Genomic DNA, 20,847 nt, shown 5'->3' with positions numbered 1-20,847 from the left:
GGTACCTGTGTCTTTCGTGCAACGGTTTTATTCTGTTGTCTTTTCAATGTTTTCCTCTTTTTTATGATCAACTTTTTCTATGATGAATGCGTTAAAAAAAGCCGTACGATTTCTTTCACCGGTCGCTCTGACAGCGGTGTGTATGTTACCGGCGCTCTTCCGTCTTTCAACAAGCGGTCTGAGCCGGCCCATTGGTCTGCTTTCCGACATCGCTGTCGGGGTTTTGCTGTATGCGATTGCCCGCTGCAGTCCTGCCTGGTTGCGGGTCCCGCTGGTCATCTTGTGGGGTGTGTTTCAGGCGACAAGCATCGAGTTGTTTGCAGCGCTGCAGCGGTTGCCCACCTGGCAGGACCTGCATTATCTGACAGATGCTGACTTTGTCGGCGCCAGTGTTGCCGGTTTCAAGCTCTCTGCTCCCTGGGTTGTGGGGGCGCTGGTCGTTTTACCGATTTTGGTTGCTGTACGGCCTGCGCCGCGTTCCCGCCTCAAGGGGGGGATCCTGGTCGGTGCTGCAGCCTTATGCCTGTTTCTTGCCCAGGGCGTGGCAGGCGGTCGATATGATGAACAGCCGGTGGCCGACCGGTATAACGGGTTGCAGTGGTTTGCTGAAGATGCTGTATCTTCGATGATATTTTATTTGACCCAAGGTTCGGAAGAGGCAACCTTACCTGAAACATTGCAGCGATCTGATCTGATGGGTACGGCTTTGCTCAGTGAAAAGGGGCAGGCCAAAAATGTGCTCATTGTGGTGCTTGAAGGGGTTTCTAACTACTATTATCCCGAATTACGCCATGCCATGGCAGTGGAGTCTGATACGTTAACCATGGAAAACCTGGCGAAAAATACGACCCAGGCCATGCTTATCCCCGACTTTTCGGTGCACAGTCACCAGACAATCCGCGGTCTTTATTCGATCCTGTGCGGCGATTACAGTAAGCTCTCCTTTGATACCCCAAAGGCCTTTGAACTGTTGCTCGACCCTGCCCGGGCAGGTGAATGTCTGCCTGCCCAGCTGGCAGACAATGGGTGGTCAACCCATTATCTCCAGGCTGCCGGACTGCAGTTCATGGCAAAGGACAAGGTTATGGAGGTGATCGGGTTTCAGCAGGTCCATGGCAGTGAGTGGTTCACCGAGCCCAATCCCTTTGCCTTTGAATGGGGCCCGATTGATGACGTGTTTTTCCGTGGTGCCCGTACCTATATCCGTGAACTACGCAACAAGAAGGCTCCCTGGATGCTGACCCTGCTGACAGTGGGCACCCACCAGCCCTATGGGGTGACCGATGAGGCGGCAGAGCGGTACGGCTCGCGGCGGATGGCCAGTGTTGTCGCCCTTGACCGGGCAGTGGGGCGGTTCATCAGAGAGCTGCGCCAGGATGGGGTGTTTAAAGATACGCTGGTCGTGTTCACGTCCGATGAATCTCATGGTTCAGCAGTGGCGGACTGGATCAGCAGCTGGGGCCTGGGTATTGTGTTGGCCCCCGAACAAAAGCAGCTGCCGCGCATCAAAACCGGTGGCTATGGTTTGGTTGATATCACTGTCTCTGTGCTGGATTATCTGCAGCTGCCTGTGCCGTCCTCTCTTATAGGACGCAGTTTTTTTCGTGACTATGAGCGGCCGCGCGACATGGTGTCGTACACGGCCTCCAAGCTGCGCTGGTTGACCGAGGACAATCTGCGTTATGAGTGCACCACCGGCAGCGGGAGTTGCCGGGTGGGAAAGGCAACGAGCATTCTTGGTGATCCGCCTGCGGAGTTTCAGCGGGATACCAGCGGTCAGGGAGCAAAGATCCTTGCCATTGCCCGCCTCCTTGATAACAAACTGCAAACACAGGCAGGGCCGCGGGTCCTTCGGTTTGCCAGAGGTGAAGTGCTCAAACTTCCGGAAAAGATGGCCAATGAGTGGTATGAAAATCTGGTTGGGGCCCAGTACCTTGATTTTCCGGCCAAATCAACGGTACACGTTTCGGTGCGGGTGAAGGCCGTCAAGGCACCGACCAGGGGAGTTACCCTGAACCTGCTTGTCAAGGAATGGAATGAGGATAGTCAGGCCTTTCCCTTTGACAACTTTCCCGTGCTCCATACCGGTGAGGAGGGGCGTGTGGAGTTTTCCTTCTATAATCCGAAACAGCGACAATCCGTGTCCTTTTTCCTCGTTGGTGAGGGAAAGGACGGTTTAGTGCAGCTGGAGGATTTTACAGTGACCATTGATCAGGGGAAGACCTGAAGAAAGGCCGGTGGTTGACGATTTTGCCATGGCCTTCAGAAAATCGCTGCCGCCGGACGGTTGCCCTGCCTGGACGAAAACAAACACATCACTGTAAAGAAAAATCGGCGAGAACCTCTTGCAGCAGGTGGTCTTTTCTCTGATCAGCGCCGGATCCGATCAATACACTGCCCGTCAGGGGCAATGAGTTCAATCACAAAAGGCATGCTCCCCACTGCATGGGTAGAGCAGGACAGGCAGGGATCAAAGGTGCGGATCACTGCTTCAACCCGGTTGAGCATTCCCTCTTCAAGACGATTGCTGACAATATATCGGCGTGCTGCCTGAAGAATCGCCTTATTCATGGCCAGGTTGTTATGCCCTGTGGCAATGATCAGGTTGGCCCGGACAATGAGGCCATCTGCATCAACCCTGTAGTGGTGGATTAAGGTGCCGCGGGGGGCCTCAATTGCACCAATGCCCTCAAACTGGTTGACACCGGCAACGGCCCGGACATGGGGGTCGAGGATTGAAGAATCGGCCAGCAGCTGCTCCATCATCTCAAGGGCGTAGAGCACTTCGATCAGTCGGGCATAGTGGGCATGGAAGGAGTTCAGCACGGGTTTGCCTGCGGCCAGCTGTTTAAACAGGTTGAGTTCAGAGTCGGCATGCCGGGTGCCGCAGCACCGGCTGACATTTAAACGGGCCAGGGGGCCGACCCGGTACATGCCGTCAGGATATCCCTGGGGGAGGTAGTAGGGGAACTTGAGGTACGTCCAGGGTTCGACCGCTTCGCCGATATACTCCTGATAGTTTGCCGGGGAAAGGTCGTTGATAATCGTTGTGCCGTGGGCATCAATGAAGCGCAGGTTGCCGTGGTAATGTTCCAGCTGATCCTGATCACCCACCAGGCTGAGAAAAAGGCTGGGGAAACTACCGAAGTTGTCGGCATACTCCTGATAGCGGCTCAGTGAATCCCGGAAGCGTTGCAGGTGGTTGCGAACGAGCGTCTGCATGGCCGGCAGATCGCTGAGTATGGCGTCGCGGGCTGAATGTTCCAGTGGGGAACGTACTCCGCCGGGAACAGCCCAGGTCGGATGGATGCGTCGACCGGCCAGACGTTCAATCACCTGTTGGCCGAACTTGCGCAATTCGATACCATCGCGGGCGAATTGCGGATCTTTTTCCGCTACACCAAAGAAGTTACGGGTGGCAACCGGGTGGTCCATGCCTAAAAGCAGGTCCGGTGCAGAGAGGTAAAAGAAACTGAGGGCATGGGACTGTATCAGTTGTCCAAAGTTGAGAATGGCACGTAACCGGGCAGCGGTGGCCGGGATGGTTACAGCCAGCAGTTGGTCACAGGCCTTGGCTGATGCCAGTTGATGACTGACCGGGCAGATGCCGCAGATACGGGCTGTAAGCGAAGGCATTTCAAAAAAAGGACGGCCCGTGATAAATCGTTCAAAGCCCCGGATCTGGGTCACCTGAAACCGGGCATCACACACACCACCGTTGTCATCTACAAACAGACGGATGCATGCATGACCTTCAATGCGGGTGACCGGAGCAATGGTAATCTGTTGCATGGCGCCTCCTACGCACCAAAACAGGCCGGCAGAGGGATCTGATCGGTTTCCCCTTTTACCAGAGCTGTCAGAGTGGTGAACAGCGTGTCGGCACTCGGCGGGCAGCCGGGGATAAACAGGTCAACCGGAACAAAGTGATGGATCGGTAATGCCTTGTCGTTTAAGATTGGTATATCGGTCCCCGGAACCTGCGGCTGCAGGAGCTCTTGGCCGGTGTAGATGTTTTGCAGCATGGCAGGTGCGCCCTCGATGTTGCGCATGGCCGGGATGTTCCCGGTGACCGCACAGTCACCCATGGCAACCAACAGGCGGGTACGTTTTCGCACCTCGGCAAGCAAACGTTCATCCTCCGGTGAGCTGATGGGCCCCTCAATACAGGTGATGTCCACCTTTTCGGGAAACTGCTTTACATCAACAAGCGGACTGTACACGATATCAAAAAAAGCAGTCAGTTCAAGCAGTCGTTCATCCGCATCCAGCAGTGACATGTGACAGCCTGAACAGCCATCAAGCCAGAGGGTGGCAAGTCGCAGTTTTTTCATCACACCTCCTGGGCTCGGGTTGCCTTGAGATAGGGGAGGGCAGGTGGTTTTTTGAACATTTCCGCCACTGATTTCCCCTTTTCAAACAGGGCGCCGGTGGGGCACACATGTACACACTTGCCACAGCCGGTGCATGTGGTTGAGTCACCCCAGGGAGTATCAAGGTCGGCAACGATTCGACTGCGAATACCTCGATCTTTTACATCCCAGGTATGGGCACCTTCAATTTCGCTGCAAACACGGACACAGCGCGTGCACAGGATGCAACGGTTGTGGTCCATGACAAACCGGCTGTGTGATGCGTCGACGGGAAGCGCGGGATACAGACCGGGAAAGCTGATATGATCAAGCCCCAGCTGTTGAGCCAGACTCTGCAGTTCGCAGTGGCCGTTGACCACACAGACGGCGCAGGCATGGTTGCGCTCGGAGAAAAGCAGCTCGATAATGGCACGGCGATACCGCAGCAACCGTTCCGAAGAGGTGGTCACCGTCATACCCTCCTGGATCAGTGTGATACAGGCCGGGTGCAATGCTGTGCTGCCACGGAGCTCAACCATGCAGAGACGACAGGAACCGACACTGGTCAGTCCCTCCAGCCAGCAGAGGGTCGGGATGGAAAAACCATTTTCCCGGGCGACCTGCAGGATGGTTTCGGTGGCAAGGCCGCTGACCTCTTTTCCGTCGATGGTCAGGGTAAGAATCGGCGTGGTCATGGTTTCACCTCTTCATGGGCCTGTTCGGTTGCGATGCAATCGAGAAACTCCCGGCGGAAAAAGCGCAGGGCGCTGAGCACCGGGTTTGGAGCTGACTGACCAAGGCCGCAGAGACTGGTATTCTTGAGCAGATCGCACAACCATTCCAACATCTCCAGATCCGCCATGGTGGCCCGGTGGTTTTGAAATTTGATGAGCAGGTTGTGGATTTGGGCCGTACCCACGCGGCACGGCGTACATTTGCCGCAGGATTCATCCCGGCAGAAGGCCATGAAGTAGGTGACGATATCAACCATGCTGGATGTTTCGTCAATAACGATCATGCCGCCGGAACCCATGATCGATCCCAGCTCGTTTAAGCTCTCATAGCTGACCGGTGTGTCGAGTAATGCGGCGGGGATACAGCCGCCCGACGGTCCACCGGTCTGCACGGCTTTCAAGGTGTGACCTTCCGTCAGACCGCCACCGATATCGTCGACAATCTCCCGCAACCGCATACCCATCGGCACTTCAATAAGACCGGTGTGCCGGACTCTGCCGGTGAGGGCAAACACTTTGGTTCCCCTGCTTTTGTCGGTACCGAGGTTGGCGCACCATTCAGGTCCATGGGTGATAAGCGGTGGTATGTTGGCATAGGTTTCCACATTGTTGATCAGGGTCGGACACCCCCATAGCCCTTTTTCAGCAGGGTAGGGCGGCCGGGGCCGGGGCAGGCCGCGTTTCCCTTCAATCGACCGGATCAGAGCGGTTTCCTCACCACAGACAAAGGCACCTGCTCCAAGACGGATCTGTATGTGGAAGTTGAGGTTTGAACCGCAGATGGAATGCCCCAGGAGGTTGTTTTGCTCGGCATCACGGATGACCCGTTTCAACCGTTGGACAGCCAGCGGATATTCGGCCCGGATATAGATAAATCCCTGGCTGGCACCAACAGCATAGGCTGCCATGATCATCCCTTCCAGGATGGCATGCGGTGTACTCTCCAGAAGTGAACGATCCATGAACGCGCCGGGGTCACCCTCATCGGCGTTACAGATCAGGTACTTCGGCGAACCCTGTGCCTTGGCAACAGTGGCCCATTTCAGACCGGTGGGATAGCCGGCACCACCGCGGCCGCGCAGTCCGCTGTCCTGGATAGAGCGAAGAATATCCGGCGGCTGCAGCGTGGCAAGGGTTTTCAGCAGTGCCTGATAGCCGCCGGCAACCAGATAATCGGGCAGGCTTTCAGGATCAATACGGCCGGAAAGGCGGAGGACATTCTTATGCTGCCGGGTAAAAAAAGCCAGGTCTGCCGGCAGCAGCAGCCGCTGTATCGGACTTTTACCAAGAGAGGCAATGATTTCTTCTGCGTCTTCCGGCTGCACACCCTGGTACATCAGTTCCTGAGGCTGGATCAGAACAAGCGGGCCGGCAGAACACAACCCCATGCAACCAACCTTGCGGATGAGGACGGCGTCCTGCAGGTGTTGCGTTTGTACAGCTCGCTCAAGGGCTCGTCTTATCTCATCATTCCGAGGACAACCAAGACCGGAGCAGACGAAGACATGGTGGTTGAATTGGTCGAGAAACTGTCGGTGCTCCGTTATGATCCGGTCTATCTTTTCACGATGCATTGCCTAACCACTCCTCAATGACCATGGTTGTCTCTTCAAAAGTCTTTCTGCCCGTCAGTACTCCATCACACAGGATAACCGGCGCCAGGGCACAGGCACCGACACAACGGGCCTCAACCAGCGAAAGACGATTGTCTGCACTGGTCTCTCCGGGAGCAAGGTGATGGTGTTCGTGCATCCATGCAAGGACCTGATCATTGCCTTTGACATGGCAGGCTGTGCCGGTGCAGATCACCAGGGTGTGGTCGCCCTTTGGCTTGAGACTGAAGTGATTGTAAAAGGTGGCAACCCCGAACACCCGGGCAGGAGGGATTTTGAGGTGATTGGCAACAGCAGAGAGGATGGTGCTGTCCAGGTAACCATAGATGTCCTGTACAGTATGCAGTGTTTCGATGAGGGCGTCGGGTCGGTTGTTATGACGCTGCATGGTTTGGACGATGCGTTGCCAGCGGCGGTCATCAATCGGTTGGCGGGTAACGGTGGGCATGTGATGGCCTCAACTTCTTGGGTGAGGAGAAGGAAATCCAATGCTGACTATAGACTCCTCTATTTTTCGTTGCTGCGCAATGATTCTTTATTTATTGAGACTGTCAACACCGAAAGGACGCTGTGGTGCGCTCATCGCTGCAGGGACATCGTCTGCACTCTATCCGGCTGTTCAGCCGGTAAAAAAGAAACATTTTTTAAAAACGTAGCGTCTTACAAGGTTTATTCCGTGTATTTTTGTTGTATTGAACAGGTCGGATACCCGGGGCCGGACAGGGTATGATTGGTGCTCTACCTGGAGAACCACAGGCAGCTTATCAGCAAAATGAATGATGTATGTAACTGTTTACAATGGAGAGATATATGAAGTTGGTTGTTGCAATTATTAAACCGGCGAAGCTGGATGCAGTTCGGGAAAACCTCACATCTTTAGGCGTTAAAGGGATGACGGTGACCGAGGTGAAAGGGTTTGGCCGACAGAAGGGCCACACTGAAATGTACAGTGGTGCAGAGTATGCTGTTGAATTTTTGCCAAAACTGAAGGTAGAGGTGGCGATTGATGCGAGCCAGCTCACCCGGGTGGTTGAGGGCATTCAGAAGGCTGCCTGGACAGACAAGATCGGTGACGGCAAAATTTTTGTCTTTGATCTTGAGCATGTCATGCGAATCCGTACCGGCGAGGTCGGCAGTGAAGCGCTGTGATCAACAGATATTTTGCCGGTCGATGAGTGTCGTCTGCCGAATCTGCCTGTCTCTCTTCCTGCCGGCCGGCAGAATCCTGCAGTGCAAAGGTTGCAGCTCAACAGGCTGTTGATCGGTCATTTGCCGGTTCATCGCGGTGACATAAAACCAGGTAACATGTCTGCATGTTGTGTAACATTTTTCTTGTAAATCTGTGCGCGACGACTAAGGTGTTATTGTTTTTCAGTACGTGTTATACCGGTGCTGTCTCAGCTTCACCGGGAAACCGGGTCGGCGAGAGGTGATTCTGCTGTTGTCCCTGCTGCTTCAGCACCTGTGCAGGAACAGGAGTGAGGCAATCTGTATCCCCGTCTGTGTATAAAACCCTGTTCCAGGTACGTTCTGTACGGAGTACAGGGTACCTGTCTGCAGTTCAAGAGGGTGTCATGATCTATCGTGCTTTGGTTCTCTTGCTGTTGCTTTTTGCTGTGCAGGTTGCTCAGGGCCGTACTGTCACCGATGCATCAGGGCGTACCGTTGTCCTCCCCGATACAGTGAAACGGGTTATCTGTTCGGGTTCGGGTTGTTTACGCTTACTCTGTTATCTGCAAGCCCAGGACCGAGTGGTGGCTGTGGATGATATTGAAACCAGACACAGTGCGTTTGACGCCCGTCCCTATGCCCTGGCTAACCCGCAGTTTAAAGACATGCCGGTTTTTGGGCAATTTCGCGGTCTGGACAATCCAGAGATAATCCTGACCCTTGATCCGGCTCCGCAGGTCATCTTCAAGATTTTTATGGGCCTGGGCGACAGACCCGACAAACTGCAGGCAAAAACCGGTATTCCGGTTGTAGCGATCGACAGCGGTGATCTGGGTGCCCGTCGACCCCAGTTTCAGGCCGCACTGCGGCTTATGGGTGAAGTTGTCGGTCGGAGTGAGAGAGCTGAAACAGTTATTGCGTACTTTGAAAAAACCATCCACGATCTGCAGGCCCGTACTGCCGGTATTTCTGTGGATGAACAACCTTCCGTCTATCTGAGCGGGGTCGCCTTCAAAGGCCCGCATGGATTGCAGTCCACAGAACCCGCCTATCCGCCTTTTACGTTTATCGGCGCCCGTAATCTTGCCCTGCAGGGGGCAGGCAAAAGTTTGAGTCATTCTATTATTGCCAGGGAGCAGATTGTCAGCTGGAATCCGGACTATCTGTTTGTCGATCTGTCCACGTTACAGATGGGGGAGAAGGCCGGTGGTCTTTATGAGTTACGCACAGATCCGGCATATGCCACGCTACGTGCGGTTACTGATGGACAGGTGTTCGGTGTGCTTCCCTACAACTGGTACGCTCAGAATTTCGAATCCATTCTCGCCAACGCCTACTTTATCGGTAAAACCCTGTATCCGGACAGGTTTCAAGACATCGATCCTGCTGTCAAGACCGATGAAATCTACACATCCGTGATCGGTAAGCCGGTATTTTCCACCATGAACACCATGTTCTCCAACCTGATCTTTACCCGTCTGCTGGTACGCTGATGCAGGTGAACCGAGGCCAGGTTCCTGAGGAATACTTCCGCTATTTAGGCTGGAAGACCATGATCATCGGGTTGATTTTTGTCGCCCTTGGTCTGGTCGTTGTTCTTTCTCTGGGACTGGGAGCGGCAAAGGTGCCGGTTGCCGATGTTGTTGCCGTCCTGGTCGGCAAGAGCCCTGATCCGCGTGTTGATGCCATTGTACGGGGCATTCGTCTTCCCCAGGCCTTGACGGCTGTTGTGGCCGGTGGCGGACTGGCCGTGGCCGGGACGGTGATGCAGGCTATTCTCCGTAATCCGTTGGGTTCGCCTTTTACTCTGGGTATTTCCCATGCCGCTGCTTTTGGTGCTGCTTTTGCAGTTATGCTTGGCACTGGTTTCACCTCATCCGGACAGGGTGCGGTGACCATCCTTGGCCCTTTTGTCACGACGGCAGCAGCATTTGTGACCAGTCTGGTTGCCTCGGCTGTCATCATCTTTATCGCTCGCTTGCGTGGCTCCACGCCGGAAACGATGATTCTGGCAGGCGTTGCCCTTGGTGCGCTTTTTACCGCCGCCACGATGTTTCTTCAGTTTTTTGCCTCGGACGTGCAGCTGGCTGCCATGGTGTTTTGGACTTTTGGTGATACCGGCCGGGCTTCCTGGACGCAACTGGGTATCACAGGCACGGTCACGCTGGTCTGCTTTTTTTACTTCTGGACCAACAGCTGGAGTTACAATGCGATCGCTGCCGGTGATGAAACGGCAAGGGGGTTGGGAGTGCGGGTGGAACGTGTACGGATGACCGGCATGTTCCTGGCCAGCCTGATCACCGCGGTGATCATAGCCTTTCTTGGTATCATTGGTTTTGTCGGTCTGGTGATTCCGCATATGTTTCGTCGTCTCATCGGTGCGGACCACCGTTTTTTACTGCCCGCCTCCTTGGGCGGCGGGGCACTGCTGTTACTGCTTGCCGATACAGTTGCCCGGCTGATGCTGACGCCGCATCTGGTACCGGTGTCGGTGCTGACCGCTTTTCTCGGTGCGCCGACTTTTCTGTGGATGATCATTCGTGGACAGCGAGCCTAATGTTTACAGTCTGTGATCTGCACTTTGCCTACAACGGGCGTCCGATTCTGACTGATATCAATTTTTCTGTAGAACGTGGCGAACTTCTTGCCGTTCTCGGGCCGAACGGGGTGGGGAAGACCACGCTGCTTAAATGCATGAATGCTATGCAGCGGCCATCCGCAGGCGTTGTGCTCATGGAAGAACAAGATATTCTCACCCTGCCGCCGGCCAGCATAGCCCGTGACATCGGCTATGTTTCCCAGAAAAATGAAGCTTCACGATTAACAGTGTTTGACGCTGTTCTCATGGGTCGTTCTCCCCATATCCGCTGGCGGATGCATCGGGATGATCTCGATAAAGTCTCTGCTGTTATCCATTCTTTCGGCCTGACGCATCTGTGCATGCGGTATATGGATACACTGAGCGGCGGCGAAGTTCAAAAGGTTTGCATCGCCCGGGCCCTGGTTCAGGAACCGTCGCTGCTGCTGCTTGATGAACCCACCAGCGCACTTGATTTGAAAAATCAGGTCGAAATGATGCAGATGATCCGTCGACTGGTCAACGGGCGTCGTCTTGCCGTGATAATGACCATGCATGACGTGAACATGGCGCTGCGCTATGCGGATCGGGCTGTTTTTTTAAAAAAGGGCGGTATTCACGCCATAACCACACCGGACAGGGTTACTGCCGAAATGATCAGACAGGTCTACGGCCTGCCGGTGCATATTCATCGTCTTGATGGGCAGCCTGTGGTGCTGCCGCAAACATGAAGGAGTTGTGTATGAGCTGTCAGATTTCCGAGGAACGTATCAACAAAACAATCGCCTTTCACGGCCACTCCTGTCCTGGTCTGGCCATTGGTATCCGGGCGGCTGAGTTGGCTTTGCAAAAGTTTGGCAATCCATCGGACAAGGAAATTGTCGCTGTTGTGGAAACAGATATGTGCGGTGTTGATGCCATCCAGTTTTTAACCGGTGCCACCATGGGAAAAGGTAATCTCATCCATCGTGATTACGGTAAGATGGCCTTTTCTTTTTTCCATAAGGTCACAGGCGAGGGGTTCCGTGCTGTGCTGAATCCGGCGGCTCGCAGTGATATGGATGAAGAGATGAGCGAGTTGTCGAAAAAAAACAGCACCGGAAACGCCACTGAGGATGAAATAAAGCGTCTGGGTGATCTGCGGTCTGCAGCACAGACCAGATTGATGACATTGCCGCTGGCGGAGATGTTTGTGGTGACAGAACTTCAACAGGGAGCGCCCCGGCCGGCTCGAGTTCTCCAGAGTCTGGTCTGCGAGCACTGCGGCGAAAAGACCATGGAATCGCGTACCCGTCGTTTTGCCGGCCAAACTCTCTGTATCCCCTGTTTTGGGAAGGTCGAACAGAAGATCTGATGGATGTGCACAGTTCATTGTAATCCCATCTTCCTGGTCATGATCAGTAACAGGTGTCGGGTTGTCGGCAGAGATCTTGTTCAACCTGGGTGACGGACTTTTTGCTGTTGCGAGAGTTCAATAAAGCGATGCGGTCATGGGTGTCTGTGCCACTCTACTGTACGCGCTGGTACAAATTGTTGTTGCTGAAGATTTCGCTTCAGGTAGAGGTTTGCAATCAACGTACAAGTGGTTTATTGTGCGCCGCATAGTTAAGGCAATCTGTGTTGGTATGTTGAATCTACGACAACTTTTCGTAACAGGTGGATAATGATTAACAAGGTGATTTTAATAGGCAATCTGGGGGCAGATCCGGAGTTGCGCTATACACAGAATGGTACGCCCATGGCCACATTCAGCGTGGCTACAACCGAGCGCTGGAAAGGCCAGGATGGACAGATGCAGGATCAGACGGAGTGGCACAGAATTATTGCCTGGCGACGGCTGGCGGAAATATGTGGTGAGTACCTTTCAAAAGGTTCACGGGTGTACATAGAGGGTAAACTGCAAACGAGGAAGTGGCAGGATCAGAATGGGAACGACCGCTATACCACTGAGATTGTTGCCAACGAAATGAAGATGCTTTCACCGCGAACAAGTGGAGGCGGGGGAGAGTACGGACCGCCATCAGGGTTTGGTGGTGATTCATATCAGGAGCCCCATTCCGTTGGTGATGATGTGCCTTTTTAACGGACTGTCTCTTTGCTTGCAAACCTGAATACCCTCCGGTTATTCAGGTTTGTTGCTCATGGGCGAAGGGAAGTCAAAGCCGTGAGGTTTTGGATGCTGGTTAAAATCAGAGGTCGGTGCCCCGGCATCAGAAGTATTGCGGCGATGGGAAGACAGCACGCAGGACGTTTTTTATGGCAGCAGCAGTAAAGAGTTTTCTGGTATTCCCTGGCACTGGGACAGTGCAAGTTGGGCGGATTATGCACCTGGACATGGTCTGTTGATGAATTGGTTGCATGGCGGTTTGGAAACTTGCGCCTCAGGCCAGGTAAGGGTACTGGTTGCAAAAAGAGGTGTCTTTTAGTACAGGCTGTCGTCGAACAGTTGGCAACATTTGCACAAGTGTGAAAGGGGCTGGTCTGGTCTGCCGGGTGGTGGTGAATTTATTGACAACACTATTTTTCTTGACAGATCGCATCTGCACCGGTAATGAATAGCCGTTCATTCTTTAGTCGGTGTTAGGTCCTGTTCATAAAATATTTATGTTTGTTTATCTATGCTTGAGGGAGAGGTCGGATTCATGGTTACGGAACTGGTACTATCTGCGATAGCCTTGATTGGAATTGCTCTCGTTATCCCGCTGTTCATGCTGGCAACGACGGTTTTTGGGCCACGAGCCGGTGGCTCGATCAAGAATCAGCCGTATGAGAGCGGTGTTAAACGAACGATAGGCTTTGTGGAACAGAAGTTCAGTGTCAAGTTCTATCTGCTGGCCATACTCTTCCTGTTGTTTGATATTGAGGCAGTGTTCATGTATCCGTGGGCAGTTGGCGTGCGCGAACTGGGCTGGTTCGGATTTGTCGAGATGATGACTTTCATGATACTGCTTTTCTCCGGTCTTATTTACATTATTAGGAAAGGGGTGCTCAATTGGCGTTAGGATTAGAAGCAAGTCTAGGTGATTCGGTACTCACCACGAAGATTGATGCGGTTATCAATTGGGGTCGGGAGTACTCTTTGTGGCCATTTGTATTCGGAACTGCCTGCTGTGCAATTGAGTTTATGAGTGCTGCGGCAAGTCAGCATGATATCTCACGATGGGGAGCTGAGGTCGTTCGGTTCTCTCCCCGGCAGGCTGATCTTCTGCTTGTTGCCGGCACCATCAGTTACAAGCAGGCTCCGATTCTCAAACAGATCTATGAGCAGATGCCTGAGCCCAAATGGGTTGTCGCCATGGGCGCCTGTGCCAGTTCCGGTGGTATCTACGATAACTACTGTACGGTGCAGGGGATCGATACCATTATCCCGGTGGACGTATACATCTCAGGCTGTCCCTCGCGACCGGAGGCGGTTTTGGATGCGCTCATGAAAATTCAGGCGCAGATCAGGGGTGAGAGTGTGTTAAACGATCGCCACAAAGACTTCAAAGGGATTTTGGATTGATTATGAATACAACGGCGCTTGAACTTATCCAGGCCGCGTTTCCGGAGGTGTCCTGCACAGCTGCGGTTGACGCGGTGGTCTTAACTGTGCAGGCAGAGCAACTTGAGACAACGCTTTCTCGCCTGAAAAACGACCCGGAGCTCGACTTTGGATTACTCTTGGACGTAACTGCGATCGATTATCTGGAGTATCCTGTTCCGCAACCAACTCGTTTTGCTGTTGTGTATACGCTTCGCAACTGGAAACGAAATCTGTTGGTCCAGGTGCGGGTACCTGTTACAGATCCTGAAGTTGGTATTCCGTCGGCAACATCCCTGTGGGATTCCGCCAATTGGGGTGAACGTGAAACATATGATCAGTACGGAATTCATTTTTCCGGTCACCCGGATCTTCGCCGAATTTTGAACCATTGGCAGTTTCAGGGTCATCCGCTGAGGAAAGATTATCCGATTGAAAAAGGACAGGTCTGTTACGAGACAGACAGTCTTGAAAATGAGATCAAGGCCCGTTTGGAGCTTAAAGGTGTTGACCAGGCTGTAATGGAAGACATCAATACTGAAATCATGTTTCTCAACCTTGGTCCGTCGCACCCGGTAACACATGGTGCAATCCGGATTCTTGCCGCCCTTGACGGTGAAACCATTCTTGCCAATGTCAATGAGATCGGCTACCTCCACCGTGGTTTTGAGAAGACCGCTGAGAACCGGACCTACAACCAGGTTGTGCCGCTGACCGACCGGCTGAACTACTGTTCGGCACTGATGAACAATATAGCGTACGCAAAGGCGGTGGAATCCTGGCTTGGTATTGAAATCACCGAAAAAGCCAAATTTATGCGGGTTATTCTTGCAGAGTTTTTCCGCATTCAGGACCATCTCGTTTGTCTGGCGGCAAACCTGGTCGATATGGGTGGTCTGACCAACTACTGGTATCTGTATAACGAAAAAGAAGCATCGTACGATTTAATCGCGCGCCTGACCGGCGCACGACTCACCAGCTCCTTTACGCGGATCGGAGGCATGTACCGCGATTTCTATGATGGTTGGGAAGATGATATGGAGTTTCATCTGGAGGCCATCGCCAAGGGTGTCAGTGATTCATTGAAACTGGTGCAGAAAAATAGAATCGTCCATGAACGAACCCAGAATGTCTGTGTTCTGTCTCCGGAAGCAGCACTCTCTTTCGGCTTTACCGGACCGTGTTTGCGGGCCAGCGGGGTGCCTTTTGATTTAAGAAAGGACAACCCCTATTACTTCTACGATACTTTTGACTTCACCATCCCGCTTGGTTCCAAAGGCGACATCTACGACCGTATGATGGTCCGCTATGAAGAGATTTTCCAGAGTATCCGTATCATTCGCCAGGCCATGAAACGCATACCTCAGGGATCAGTCAACGTCAAGAATAATAGAGTGACACTCCCGCCCAAGTCAGAGGTGTACGATAACATTGAGGGGCTGGCCAGTCATTTTAAGCTTGTCTTTGAAGGCGTAAAGGTACCAACCGGGGAGTGGTATGATTCCTTTGAGGCCGCCAATGGAGAACTTGGTTTCCATTTCGTTTCCGACGGTTCCGGACAACCGTACAAGTGTAAGGTTCGGCCACCATGTTTTTACATAATGGGCGCTTTTCACGAAATGGTTGAAGGACACATGATTGCCGATGCTGTGATCAACCTCGGCAGTATCAATATAATTGGCGGAGAGTTGGACAGATGAGTGACCGATCACAACTGATAGAAACAGGACAACCGTTTAACTTTGATGCACAGCGAGATGCTGAGTTTGAGCGGTTGATTAAACGGTACCCCTCTCGAGAATCAATGATTTTACCGGCTCTTTGGCTTGTTCAGGAGCAGGAAGGGTGGATCAGTGCTGAGGCAATGGCCTATGTTGCCGATCGAATCGGGACCTTTGCCAGTAAAGTGTATGAGGTTGCAACCTTCTACACCATGTATCACCTTCAACCCAAGGGAAAATATCACATCTGCGTCTGTCGGACACTCTCCTGTTATCTTTTGGGCAAGCAGGAAATTGTTGACTACATCATCGAGCATTTGGATGTGAGGCCCGGTGAAGTGCGAGCAGATGGCCTTTACAGTTTTGAAGAGGTCGAATGCCTGGGGCATTGCGGCTCTGCACCCGTTGTCCAGATAAACGGTGAGTTCTACGAGAACATGACGGTGGAGAAACTCGAAGAACTCTTGGCCACGCTGCAATAAGGAGAGCCACGCTATGCAAGTAAAGGTACTTAGTGCCAAGTTTGATATACCAGACGCCAACACTCTTGAGGTTGCCAAAAAACACGGGGCCTATGCGACGCTCGATAAAATTTTTGCCATGCAACCGGAAGAAGTCACTGAAATTGTCAAGGAAAGTGGCTTGCGTGGTCGTGGCGGGGCTGGTTTTCCCACGGGGCTGAAATGGACTTTTCTACCCAAAGATACGGATAAACCGGTGTATCTTGCCGTCAACTCCGACGAGTCTGAACCGGCTACCTTCAAAGATCGATATATCCTTGTCCGTGATCCCCATTTACTAATAGAAGGGATCATTATCTGCTGTTATGCTATCAGAAGTCATGCTGCTTACATCTATATTCGAGGTGAATACACCAGCCAGGTCAAGGTGTTGCAGGCAGCGATAGATGAAGCGTATGCAGCTGGTTATCTTGGCGAATCAGTCGCCGGCTTCGACTTTCAGCTTGATGTCACTGTGCACAGGGGGGCAGGGGCGTATATCTGTGGTGAAGAGACTGCCCTGCTCGAATCTGTTGAAGGCAAAAAAGGTCAGCCGCGCAGTAAACCCCCCTTTCCAGCAGTTGAAGGTTTATACGGTTGCCCAACCATCATTAACAATGTGCAGAGTATCTCATCTTTGCCTTTCATTCTGGCCAATGGAGCGGCGGCTTATAAGGCGTATGGAACCGAGAAGAGTGCCGGAACCCATCTGTTCGGCATCTCGGGCCTGGTTAAAAAGCCCGGCATGTATGAGTTGCCGTTTGGGTTGCCCATACTGGATGTTCTTGAACAGGTAGCGGGCGGGTTGCGTGATAACCGCACGTTGAAGGGGATTATTCCAGGCGGTAGTTCAACTCCGGTGCTGACGGCAGAGGAAGCCAAAACCGTTACTCTGGATTACGAGTCCATGGCGGCACACGGCACGATGTTCGGCTCTGGTGGGATTGTTGTCCTTGATGATACGGTTGACATCGTCAAACTCGTTGAAAACCTGATTCATTTTTACCATCACGAGTCCTGCGGACAATGTACACCCTGCCGGGAAGGCTTAGGCTGGATGCTGAAAATAGTGCAGAAAATACTGAACTATGAAGGCACAATGGCAGACATTGATCTGTTACTTGAACTGTGCGATAACATCGAAATGAAGACTGTCTGCGTACTTTCGGCAGCCTGTACCATGTCGACACGCAGTTATCTCAACAAATTCCGGAGTGAATTCGAGGCCTATATAGCTCACAGCGCTTCGAAACACGCCACGATGTAACGAGGATAGAGTTACCATGGCTGAAAAGGTAAAACTGTTTGTTAATGGTCAAGAAGTTGAAGTGGAGTCAGGGAAAAATCTGATTGATGCCATAGGTGCAATCGGTATTGAAATTCCCCATCTCTGCTACCATCCTGCATTAGGAGCGGATGGTAACTGTCGACTCTGCCTGGTTGGTATTGAAGACGGCCGACCGCCGTTGGTACCGGCATGCAAAACGCGTGTTGCTGAAGGAATGAAAGTTCAGCTGGATACCGGGAAAATCAAAAAGATCCAGCAGGACATCATGGAGTTTGAACTGATCAACCATCCCATTGACTGTCCTGTTTGTGATCAGGCTGGTGAGTGCAAGCTGCAGGATTATTATATGCGCTATGATGCTCAGCCAAGTCGCATGACTGTTAAGCAGGTTCTGAAATCAAAGAAACTTGATTTTGGCTGTGGGGTTGTTCACGATCAGGAGCGTTGTGTGCTTTGCGCTCGTTGTGTACGTTTCACCCGTTTGATAACGAAAACCGGTGAACTCGGCATTGTCAATCGCACTGATTATGCACGCGTGGAGATTTTCCCCGGGCGACCGCTCAATAACCGCTATGCTTTAAATGTTGTTGATCTTTGCCCGGTTGGTGCGATGACCAGTCAAGACTTCCGGTTCAAGCAGCGCGTCTGGTTTTTGACAAAAAGTCCATCTATCTGTCATGGTTGCAGTAAAGGGTGTAATATCTTTATCGATCACAACCGTGAAAAATACAAAGATGACATCATTTACCGATTCAGGCCGCGTCATAACGAGAAGGTCAATGGGTACTTTATGTGCGATGATGGCCGGATGACCTACAAGTTGGAAAATGATAACCGTCTCCTGGGTGCCATGATCGATAAACGTGAGACTGGTTTCAATGAGGCGGTCGAGGCGGTGCGACGGGAGCTTAGTCAAGCTGCAAAAACTGTGATACTTGTTTCACCAAATGCGTCTTTGGAACAGATGTATGCGTTGCAGCAGTTTGCCGGAACTATCAATGCCCAGGTCAGTGGTTTTAGTGATGGCTACATTAAGAATGGCGATGGTGACGACTTTTTGATTCAAGACGATAAATCAGCAAACCGGGCAACCTTTCACCTGCTGGGAATTGATGATACAAGAGCCGGATTCGATACCGCCGTGGCCGGCGCTGATCTTTTGCTGAGTTTTGATAACGATCTCAGCCTCTCGTTACCGCAGACCGACCTCGATCAACTGTTGGGTCAGGTTAAGCTGATAACTGTCGGCAGCCGGCAAAACGATTTCGTTACCAAGGCCTCGATAAAGTTACCGGTCGCTTCTTTCAGTGAGGATAGTGGAAGCATTATCAACTGTGATGGCCGATTGCAGCGTTATGATGCGGCAGTCATTAAAAATGAGCCGATGCCGTCCATGATAGCAGCCATCAACATGCTGGGGGGGGGGATTGTTTCTCATCAGGAGGCCCGTGAAGGACTGCAAGCCAACGTGCCGAAGTTAAAGGATATAGATTTGGATCAGGTCCCCGGTGATGGGATCGCATTAACTGAAAACGAGGTCGCCCATGTCGCAGCTTGATATTCTCCTTTTAGTCTTAAGAGTTGCCTTCGGAGCTTTAGTCCCGCTCTGTTTTATTGCGGTGCTCGTCTGGATGGAGCGGCGAGGTGCCGGCTTTATTCAAGATAGATCCGGCCCCAACCGGGCAAATATCTTCGGTTTTCGAGCTGCAGGTCTTGTCCAGAACCTCGCAGACGCAATAAAACTGATAACCAAAGAAGATATCATTCCCGATCATGTCAGACACCGATTTTACTTTGTACTGGCACCGGTCATTGTCTTCTTCATATCTCTGCTCTCCTTTGCTGCCATTCCCTTTGCTGACATCCTTGTTATTAATGGCAAACAGTACATTATGCAGGCTATTCCAACGGATCTGGGGATCCTGTGGTTCCTGGCTATAGCCGGTTTCGCGGTCTACGGCATCATCCTGGCCGGATGGTCCTCCCATAACAAATATGGAATGTTAGGGGGGCTCCGTGCAGCCGCACAGGTGATCAGTTATGAAATACCACTGGTTCTGGCTGTTATCAGTGCACTGATTGTCTATGGCACTGTTAATCTGACGGAAATCACCCAGTATCAGGGGCAATTGCTGTTTGGTTTTATCCCGATGTGGGGCATAGTTCTTCAACCTTTAGGGGCAATTATTTTCATTGTAGCAGCTTTTGCAGAGTCAAACCGAATCCCTTTTGATTTTGCTGAAGGTGAAAGTGAACTGGTTGCAGGTTTTCATGTTGAGTACAGCTCAATGAAATTCGGGATGTTTTTCATGGGTGAATACGTTGCCATGTTCACATCCAGTGCCATCATCGTAACCCTTTATTTTGGCGGTTACCAGATTCCATGGTTTACGACGGAGACACTGGTGAATCATGCAGGCATTGTCAGCTTTTTACTTATGCTGATTGTCCCGGCTTTTGCCTTTCTGTTTTCATTATGGATGCAGAAAAATAATAAACGGCCCTATGCAATGGCCGATGATCCGAACATCCGTGAAACTGCTGTATACACAAAATTACTTTGGATTGTTGTTGGTGGCATTGAAGTGCTCTTGCTGTTCTTTATGGTCCTCTCTGCCGGCGCTGCAGCAAATATCCTTGTGGCATTGTTACAGATCGCTACCTTTCTGATCAAAACAACCATAATGTGTTTTGTCTACGTATGGGTTCGATGGACTTTGCCTCGCTTCAGATATGATCAACTTCAGAGACTAGGCTGGCAAACGTTGTTGCCACTGTCTCTGCTGAATATCTTTGTAACCAGTGCAGTTGTTGTTGCATTGAGCTGATTGAGGGTTTGCAATGAGTGGAAAAGCAAAAATACTAGAGCGAAAAGGCAAGGATTTTTACGAGCGGCTGTACCTGGTTGAGATTTTCAAGGGAATGGCAGTGACATTCCGACATTTTATCACCAATTTCCTTGATAATTCCAAGCTTTACGTTCGTCATTATCCAGAGATTAAACCCGAGATCACACCACGCTGGCGTGGTCGTCACAGATTGACAACACATGAAGACGGAACCATGAAATGTGTTGCCTGTTTTCTGTGTCAAACGAACTGCCCTGCCAACTGTATCATGATTGAAGCAGGTGAACGGTTTGATGGCAGGAGTGAAAAAATGCCGGTTCGATTTGAAATCGATCTGCTGGAATGTATCTACTGCGGGTTTTGCGTGGAGGCTTGTCCTAAAGACGCTATCCGTATGGATACAGGTATTTTTTCAGTCACTGGACAGGAACGGGAATCCTTCGTAATGAGACTCGATGCACTCCTAGCGACACCAGGTGCATTTACCGAAGAAGAGTACAAAAAAGGGGGCGCTTGATA

At 51.8% G+C, this 20,847-nt stretch carries 20 protein-coding genes; 15 read left to right on the top strand and 5 right to left on the bottom strand.

The genetic code is table 11. The features are described from left to right. Nucleotides 1-79 precede the first annotated feature (79 nt). Nucleotides 80-2,227 carry an LTA synthase family protein gene (locus HP555_RS12205; protein ID WP_233249178.1) on the top strand — a complete coding sequence of 716 codons (2,148 nt, stop codon included), beginning with the start codon at nt 80-82 and terminating at the stop codon, nt 2,225-2,227. Nucleotides 2,228-2,370: 143 nt separating this feature from the next. Here the strand turns inward: HP555_RS12205 and HP555_RS12200 are convergent, their stop codons facing one another. The 5 genes from HP555_RS12200 to HP555_RS12180 are packed head-to-tail and all read right to left on the bottom strand — an operon-like array spanning nt 2,371 to nt 7,147. Continuing rightward, nucleotides 2,371-3,792 carry a Ni/Fe hydrogenase subunit alpha gene (locus HP555_RS12200; protein ID WP_199262856.1) on the bottom strand — a complete coding sequence of 474 codons (1,422 nt, stop codon included), beginning with the start codon at nt 3,790-3,792 and terminating at the stop codon, nt 2,371-2,373. Nucleotides 3,793-3,800: 8 nt separating this feature from the next. After that, complete coding sequence (locus tag HP555_RS12195; protein WP_199262855.1) at nt 3,801-4,334, bottom strand: NADH-quinone oxidoreductase subunit B family protein; 534 nt, start codon at nt 4,332-4,334, stop codon at nt 3,801-3,803. Beyond that, the gene (hoxU, locus tag HP555_RS12190; protein ID WP_199262854.1) at nt 4,334-5,047 is read right to left on the bottom strand and encodes a bidirectional hydrogenase complex protein HoxU; all 714 of its coding nucleotides are present in this window, start codon (nt 5,045-5,047) and stop codon (nt 4,334-4,336) included. The genes HP555_RS12195 and hoxU overlap by 1 nt, the downstream gene beginning before the upstream one ends. Further along, nucleotides 5,044-6,660 (bottom strand): NuoF family protein, encoded by a 1,617-nt coding sequence (locus HP555_RS12185; RefSeq protein ID WP_199262853.1) that lies wholly within the window; start codon nt 6,658-6,660, stop codon nt 5,044-5,046. Before HP555_RS12185 ends, hoxU begins: the two co-directional genes overlap by 4 nt. Further along, complete coding sequence (locus tag HP555_RS12180) at nt 6,650-7,147, bottom strand: NAD(P)H-dependent oxidoreductase subunit E (protein WP_199262852.1); 498 nt, start codon at nt 7,145-7,147, stop codon at nt 6,650-6,652. Before HP555_RS12180 ends, HP555_RS12185 begins: the two co-directional genes overlap by 11 nt. A gap of 362 nt (nt 7,148-7,509) precedes the next feature. Between HP555_RS12180 and HP555_RS12175 the strand changes: the two genes are divergently transcribed. The 14 genes from HP555_RS12175 (at nt 7,510) to HP555_RS12110 (ending at nt 20,845) form a co-directional block, all read left to right on the top strand. Then, on the top strand, nt 7,510-7,848 hold the full coding sequence (locus HP555_RS12175; RefSeq protein ID WP_199262851.1) for a P-II family nitrogen regulator: 339 nt from the start codon (nt 7,510-7,512) through the stop codon (nt 7,846-7,848). A gap of 425 nt (nt 7,849-8,273) precedes the next feature. Then, complete coding sequence (locus HP555_RS12170) at nt 8,274-9,362, top strand: iron ABC transporter substrate-binding protein (protein ID WP_199262850.1); 1,089 nt, start codon at nt 8,274-8,276, stop codon at nt 9,360-9,362. Then, nucleotides 9,362-10,426 (top strand): FecCD family ABC transporter permease, encoded by a 1,065-nt coding sequence (locus tag HP555_RS12165; RefSeq protein ID WP_199262849.1) that lies wholly within the window; start codon nt 9,362-9,364, stop codon nt 10,424-10,426. The genes HP555_RS12170 and HP555_RS12165 overlap by 1 nt, the downstream gene beginning before the upstream one ends. Then, on the top strand, nt 10,426-11,178 hold the full coding sequence (locus HP555_RS12160; RefSeq protein WP_199262848.1) for an ABC transporter ATP-binding protein: 753 nt from the start codon (nt 10,426-10,428) through the stop codon (nt 11,176-11,178). Before HP555_RS12165 ends, HP555_RS12160 begins: the two co-directional genes overlap by 1 nt. Before the next feature lie 11 nt (nt 11,179-11,189). Further along, nucleotides 11,190-11,801, top strand: a complete 612-nt coding sequence (locus HP555_RS12155; RefSeq protein WP_199262847.1) for an FmdE family protein — start codon at nt 11,190-11,192, stop codon at nt 11,799-11,801. 309 nt (nt 11,802-12,110) lie between these two features. Further along, nucleotides 12,111-12,530 carry a single-stranded DNA-binding protein gene (locus HP555_RS12150; protein ID WP_199262846.1) on the top strand — a complete coding sequence of 140 codons (420 nt, stop codon included), beginning with the start codon at nt 12,111-12,113 and terminating at the stop codon, nt 12,528-12,530. Between the two features lie 559 nt (nt 12,531-13,089). Next, a complete protein-coding gene (locus tag HP555_RS12145; protein WP_199262845.1) occupies nt 13,090-13,449 on the top strand; it encodes an NADH-quinone oxidoreductase subunit A in 360 nt (119 codons plus the stop codon). After that, a complete protein-coding gene (locus HP555_RS12140; protein ID WP_199262844.1) occupies nt 13,440-13,952 on the top strand; it encodes an NADH-quinone oxidoreductase subunit B in 513 nt (170 codons plus the stop codon). Before HP555_RS12145 ends, HP555_RS12140 begins: the two co-directional genes overlap by 10 nt. A gap of 2 nt (nt 13,953-13,954) precedes the next feature. Beyond that, nucleotides 13,955-15,670, top strand: coding sequence for an NADH-quinone oxidoreductase subunit D (locus HP555_RS12135; protein ID WP_199262843.1), 1,716 nt, complete (start codon nt 13,955-13,957; stop codon nt 15,668-15,670). Next, nucleotides 15,667-16,173, top strand: a complete 507-nt coding sequence (locus HP555_RS12130) for an NADH-quinone oxidoreductase subunit NuoE family protein (protein ID WP_199262842.1) — start codon at nt 15,667-15,669, stop codon at nt 16,171-16,173. The genes HP555_RS12135 and HP555_RS12130 overlap by 4 nt, the downstream gene beginning before the upstream one ends. Before the next feature lie 13 nt (nt 16,174-16,186). Next, on the top strand, nt 16,187-17,458 hold the full coding sequence (nuoF, locus tag HP555_RS12125) for an NADH-quinone oxidoreductase subunit NuoF (protein ID WP_199262841.1): 1,272 nt from the start codon (nt 16,187-16,189) through the stop codon (nt 17,456-17,458). Between the two features lie 16 nt (nt 17,459-17,474). After that, on the top strand, nt 17,475-19,037 hold the full coding sequence (locus HP555_RS12120) for a 2Fe-2S iron-sulfur cluster-binding protein (RefSeq protein ID WP_199262840.1): 1,563 nt from the start codon (nt 17,475-17,477) through the stop codon (nt 19,035-19,037). Continuing rightward, complete coding sequence (locus HP555_RS12115; RefSeq protein ID WP_199262839.1) at nt 19,024-20,307, top strand: complex I subunit 1/NuoH family protein; 1,284 nt, start codon at nt 19,024-19,026, stop codon at nt 20,305-20,307. The genes HP555_RS12120 and HP555_RS12115 overlap by 14 nt, the downstream gene beginning before the upstream one ends. Nucleotides 20,308-20,320: 13 nt before the next feature. Beyond that, complete coding sequence (locus tag HP555_RS12110) at nt 20,321-20,845, top strand: NuoI/complex I 23 kDa subunit family protein (protein WP_199262838.1); 525 nt, start codon at nt 20,321-20,323, stop codon at nt 20,843-20,845. Nucleotides 20,846-20,847 lie beyond the last annotated feature (2 nt).

The sequence above is a fragment of the Desulfobulbus oligotrophicus genome, from assembly GCF_016446285.1.
Taxonomy (GTDB): Bacteria; Desulfobacterota; Desulfobulbia; order Desulfobulbales; family Desulfobulbaceae; genus Desulfobulbus; species Desulfobulbus oligotrophicus.
The sequence above is the reverse complement of the archived record's forward strand: the minus strand, read 5'-3'. Positions and strand labels throughout refer to the sequence as shown.

Coding starts and splice junctions, on each gene's coding strand:
- HP555_RS12205 (WP_233249178.1), top strand. CDS start 80: ATGATGAATGCGTTAAAAAAAGCCGTACGATTTCTTTCACCGGTCGCT.
- HP555_RS12200 (WP_199262856.1), bottom strand. CDS start 3,792: ATGCAACAGATTACCATTGCTCCGGTCACCCGCATTGAAGGTCATGCA.
- HP555_RS12195 (WP_199262855.1), bottom strand. CDS start 4,334: ATGAAAAAACTGCGACTTGCCACCCTCTGGCTTGATGGCTGTTCAGGC.
- hoxU (WP_199262854.1), bottom strand. CDS start 5,047: ATGACCACGCCGATTCTTACCCTGACCATCGACGGAAAAGAGGTCAGC.
- HP555_RS12185 (WP_199262853.1), bottom strand. CDS start 6,660: ATGCATCGTGAAAAGATAGACCGGATCATAACGGAGCACCGACAGTTT.
- HP555_RS12180 (WP_199262852.1), bottom strand. CDS start 7,147: ATGCCCACCGTTACCCGCCAACCGATTGATGACCGCCGCTGGCAACGC.
- HP555_RS12175 (WP_199262851.1), top strand. CDS start 7,510: ATGAAGTTGGTTGTTGCAATTATTAAACCGGCGAAGCTGGATGCAGTT.
- HP555_RS12170 (WP_199262850.1), top strand. CDS start 8,274: ATGATCTATCGTGCTTTGGTTCTCTTGCTGTTGCTTTTTGCTGTGCAG.
- HP555_RS12165 (WP_199262849.1), top strand. CDS start 9,362: ATGCAGGTGAACCGAGGCCAGGTTCCTGAGGAATACTTCCGCTATTTA.
- HP555_RS12160 (WP_199262848.1), top strand. CDS start 10,426: ATGTTTACAGTCTGTGATCTGCACTTTGCCTACAACGGGCGTCCGATT.
- HP555_RS12155 (WP_199262847.1), top strand. CDS start 11,190: ATGAGCTGTCAGATTTCCGAGGAACGTATCAACAAAACAATCGCCTTT.
- HP555_RS12150 (WP_199262846.1), top strand. CDS start 12,111: ATGATTAACAAGGTGATTTTAATAGGCAATCTGGGGGCAGATCCGGAG.
- HP555_RS12145 (WP_199262845.1), top strand. CDS start 13,090: ATGGTTACGGAACTGGTACTATCTGCGATAGCCTTGATTGGAATTGCT.
- HP555_RS12135 (WP_199262843.1), top strand. CDS start 13,955: ATGAATACAACGGCGCTTGAACTTATCCAGGCCGCGTTTCCGGAGGTG.
- HP555_RS12130 (WP_199262842.1), top strand. CDS start 15,667: ATGAGTGACCGATCACAACTGATAGAAACAGGACAACCGTTTAACTTT.
- nuoF (WP_199262841.1), top strand. CDS start 16,187: ATGCAAGTAAAGGTACTTAGTGCCAAGTTTGATATACCAGACGCCAAC.
- HP555_RS12120 (WP_199262840.1), top strand. CDS start 17,475: ATGGCTGAAAAGGTAAAACTGTTTGTTAATGGTCAAGAAGTTGAAGTG.
- HP555_RS12115 (WP_199262839.1), top strand. CDS start 19,024: ATGTCGCAGCTTGATATTCTCCTTTTAGTCTTAAGAGTTGCCTTCGGA.
- HP555_RS12110 (WP_199262838.1), top strand. CDS start 20,321: ATGAGTGGAAAAGCAAAAATACTAGAGCGAAAAGGCAAGGATTTTTAC.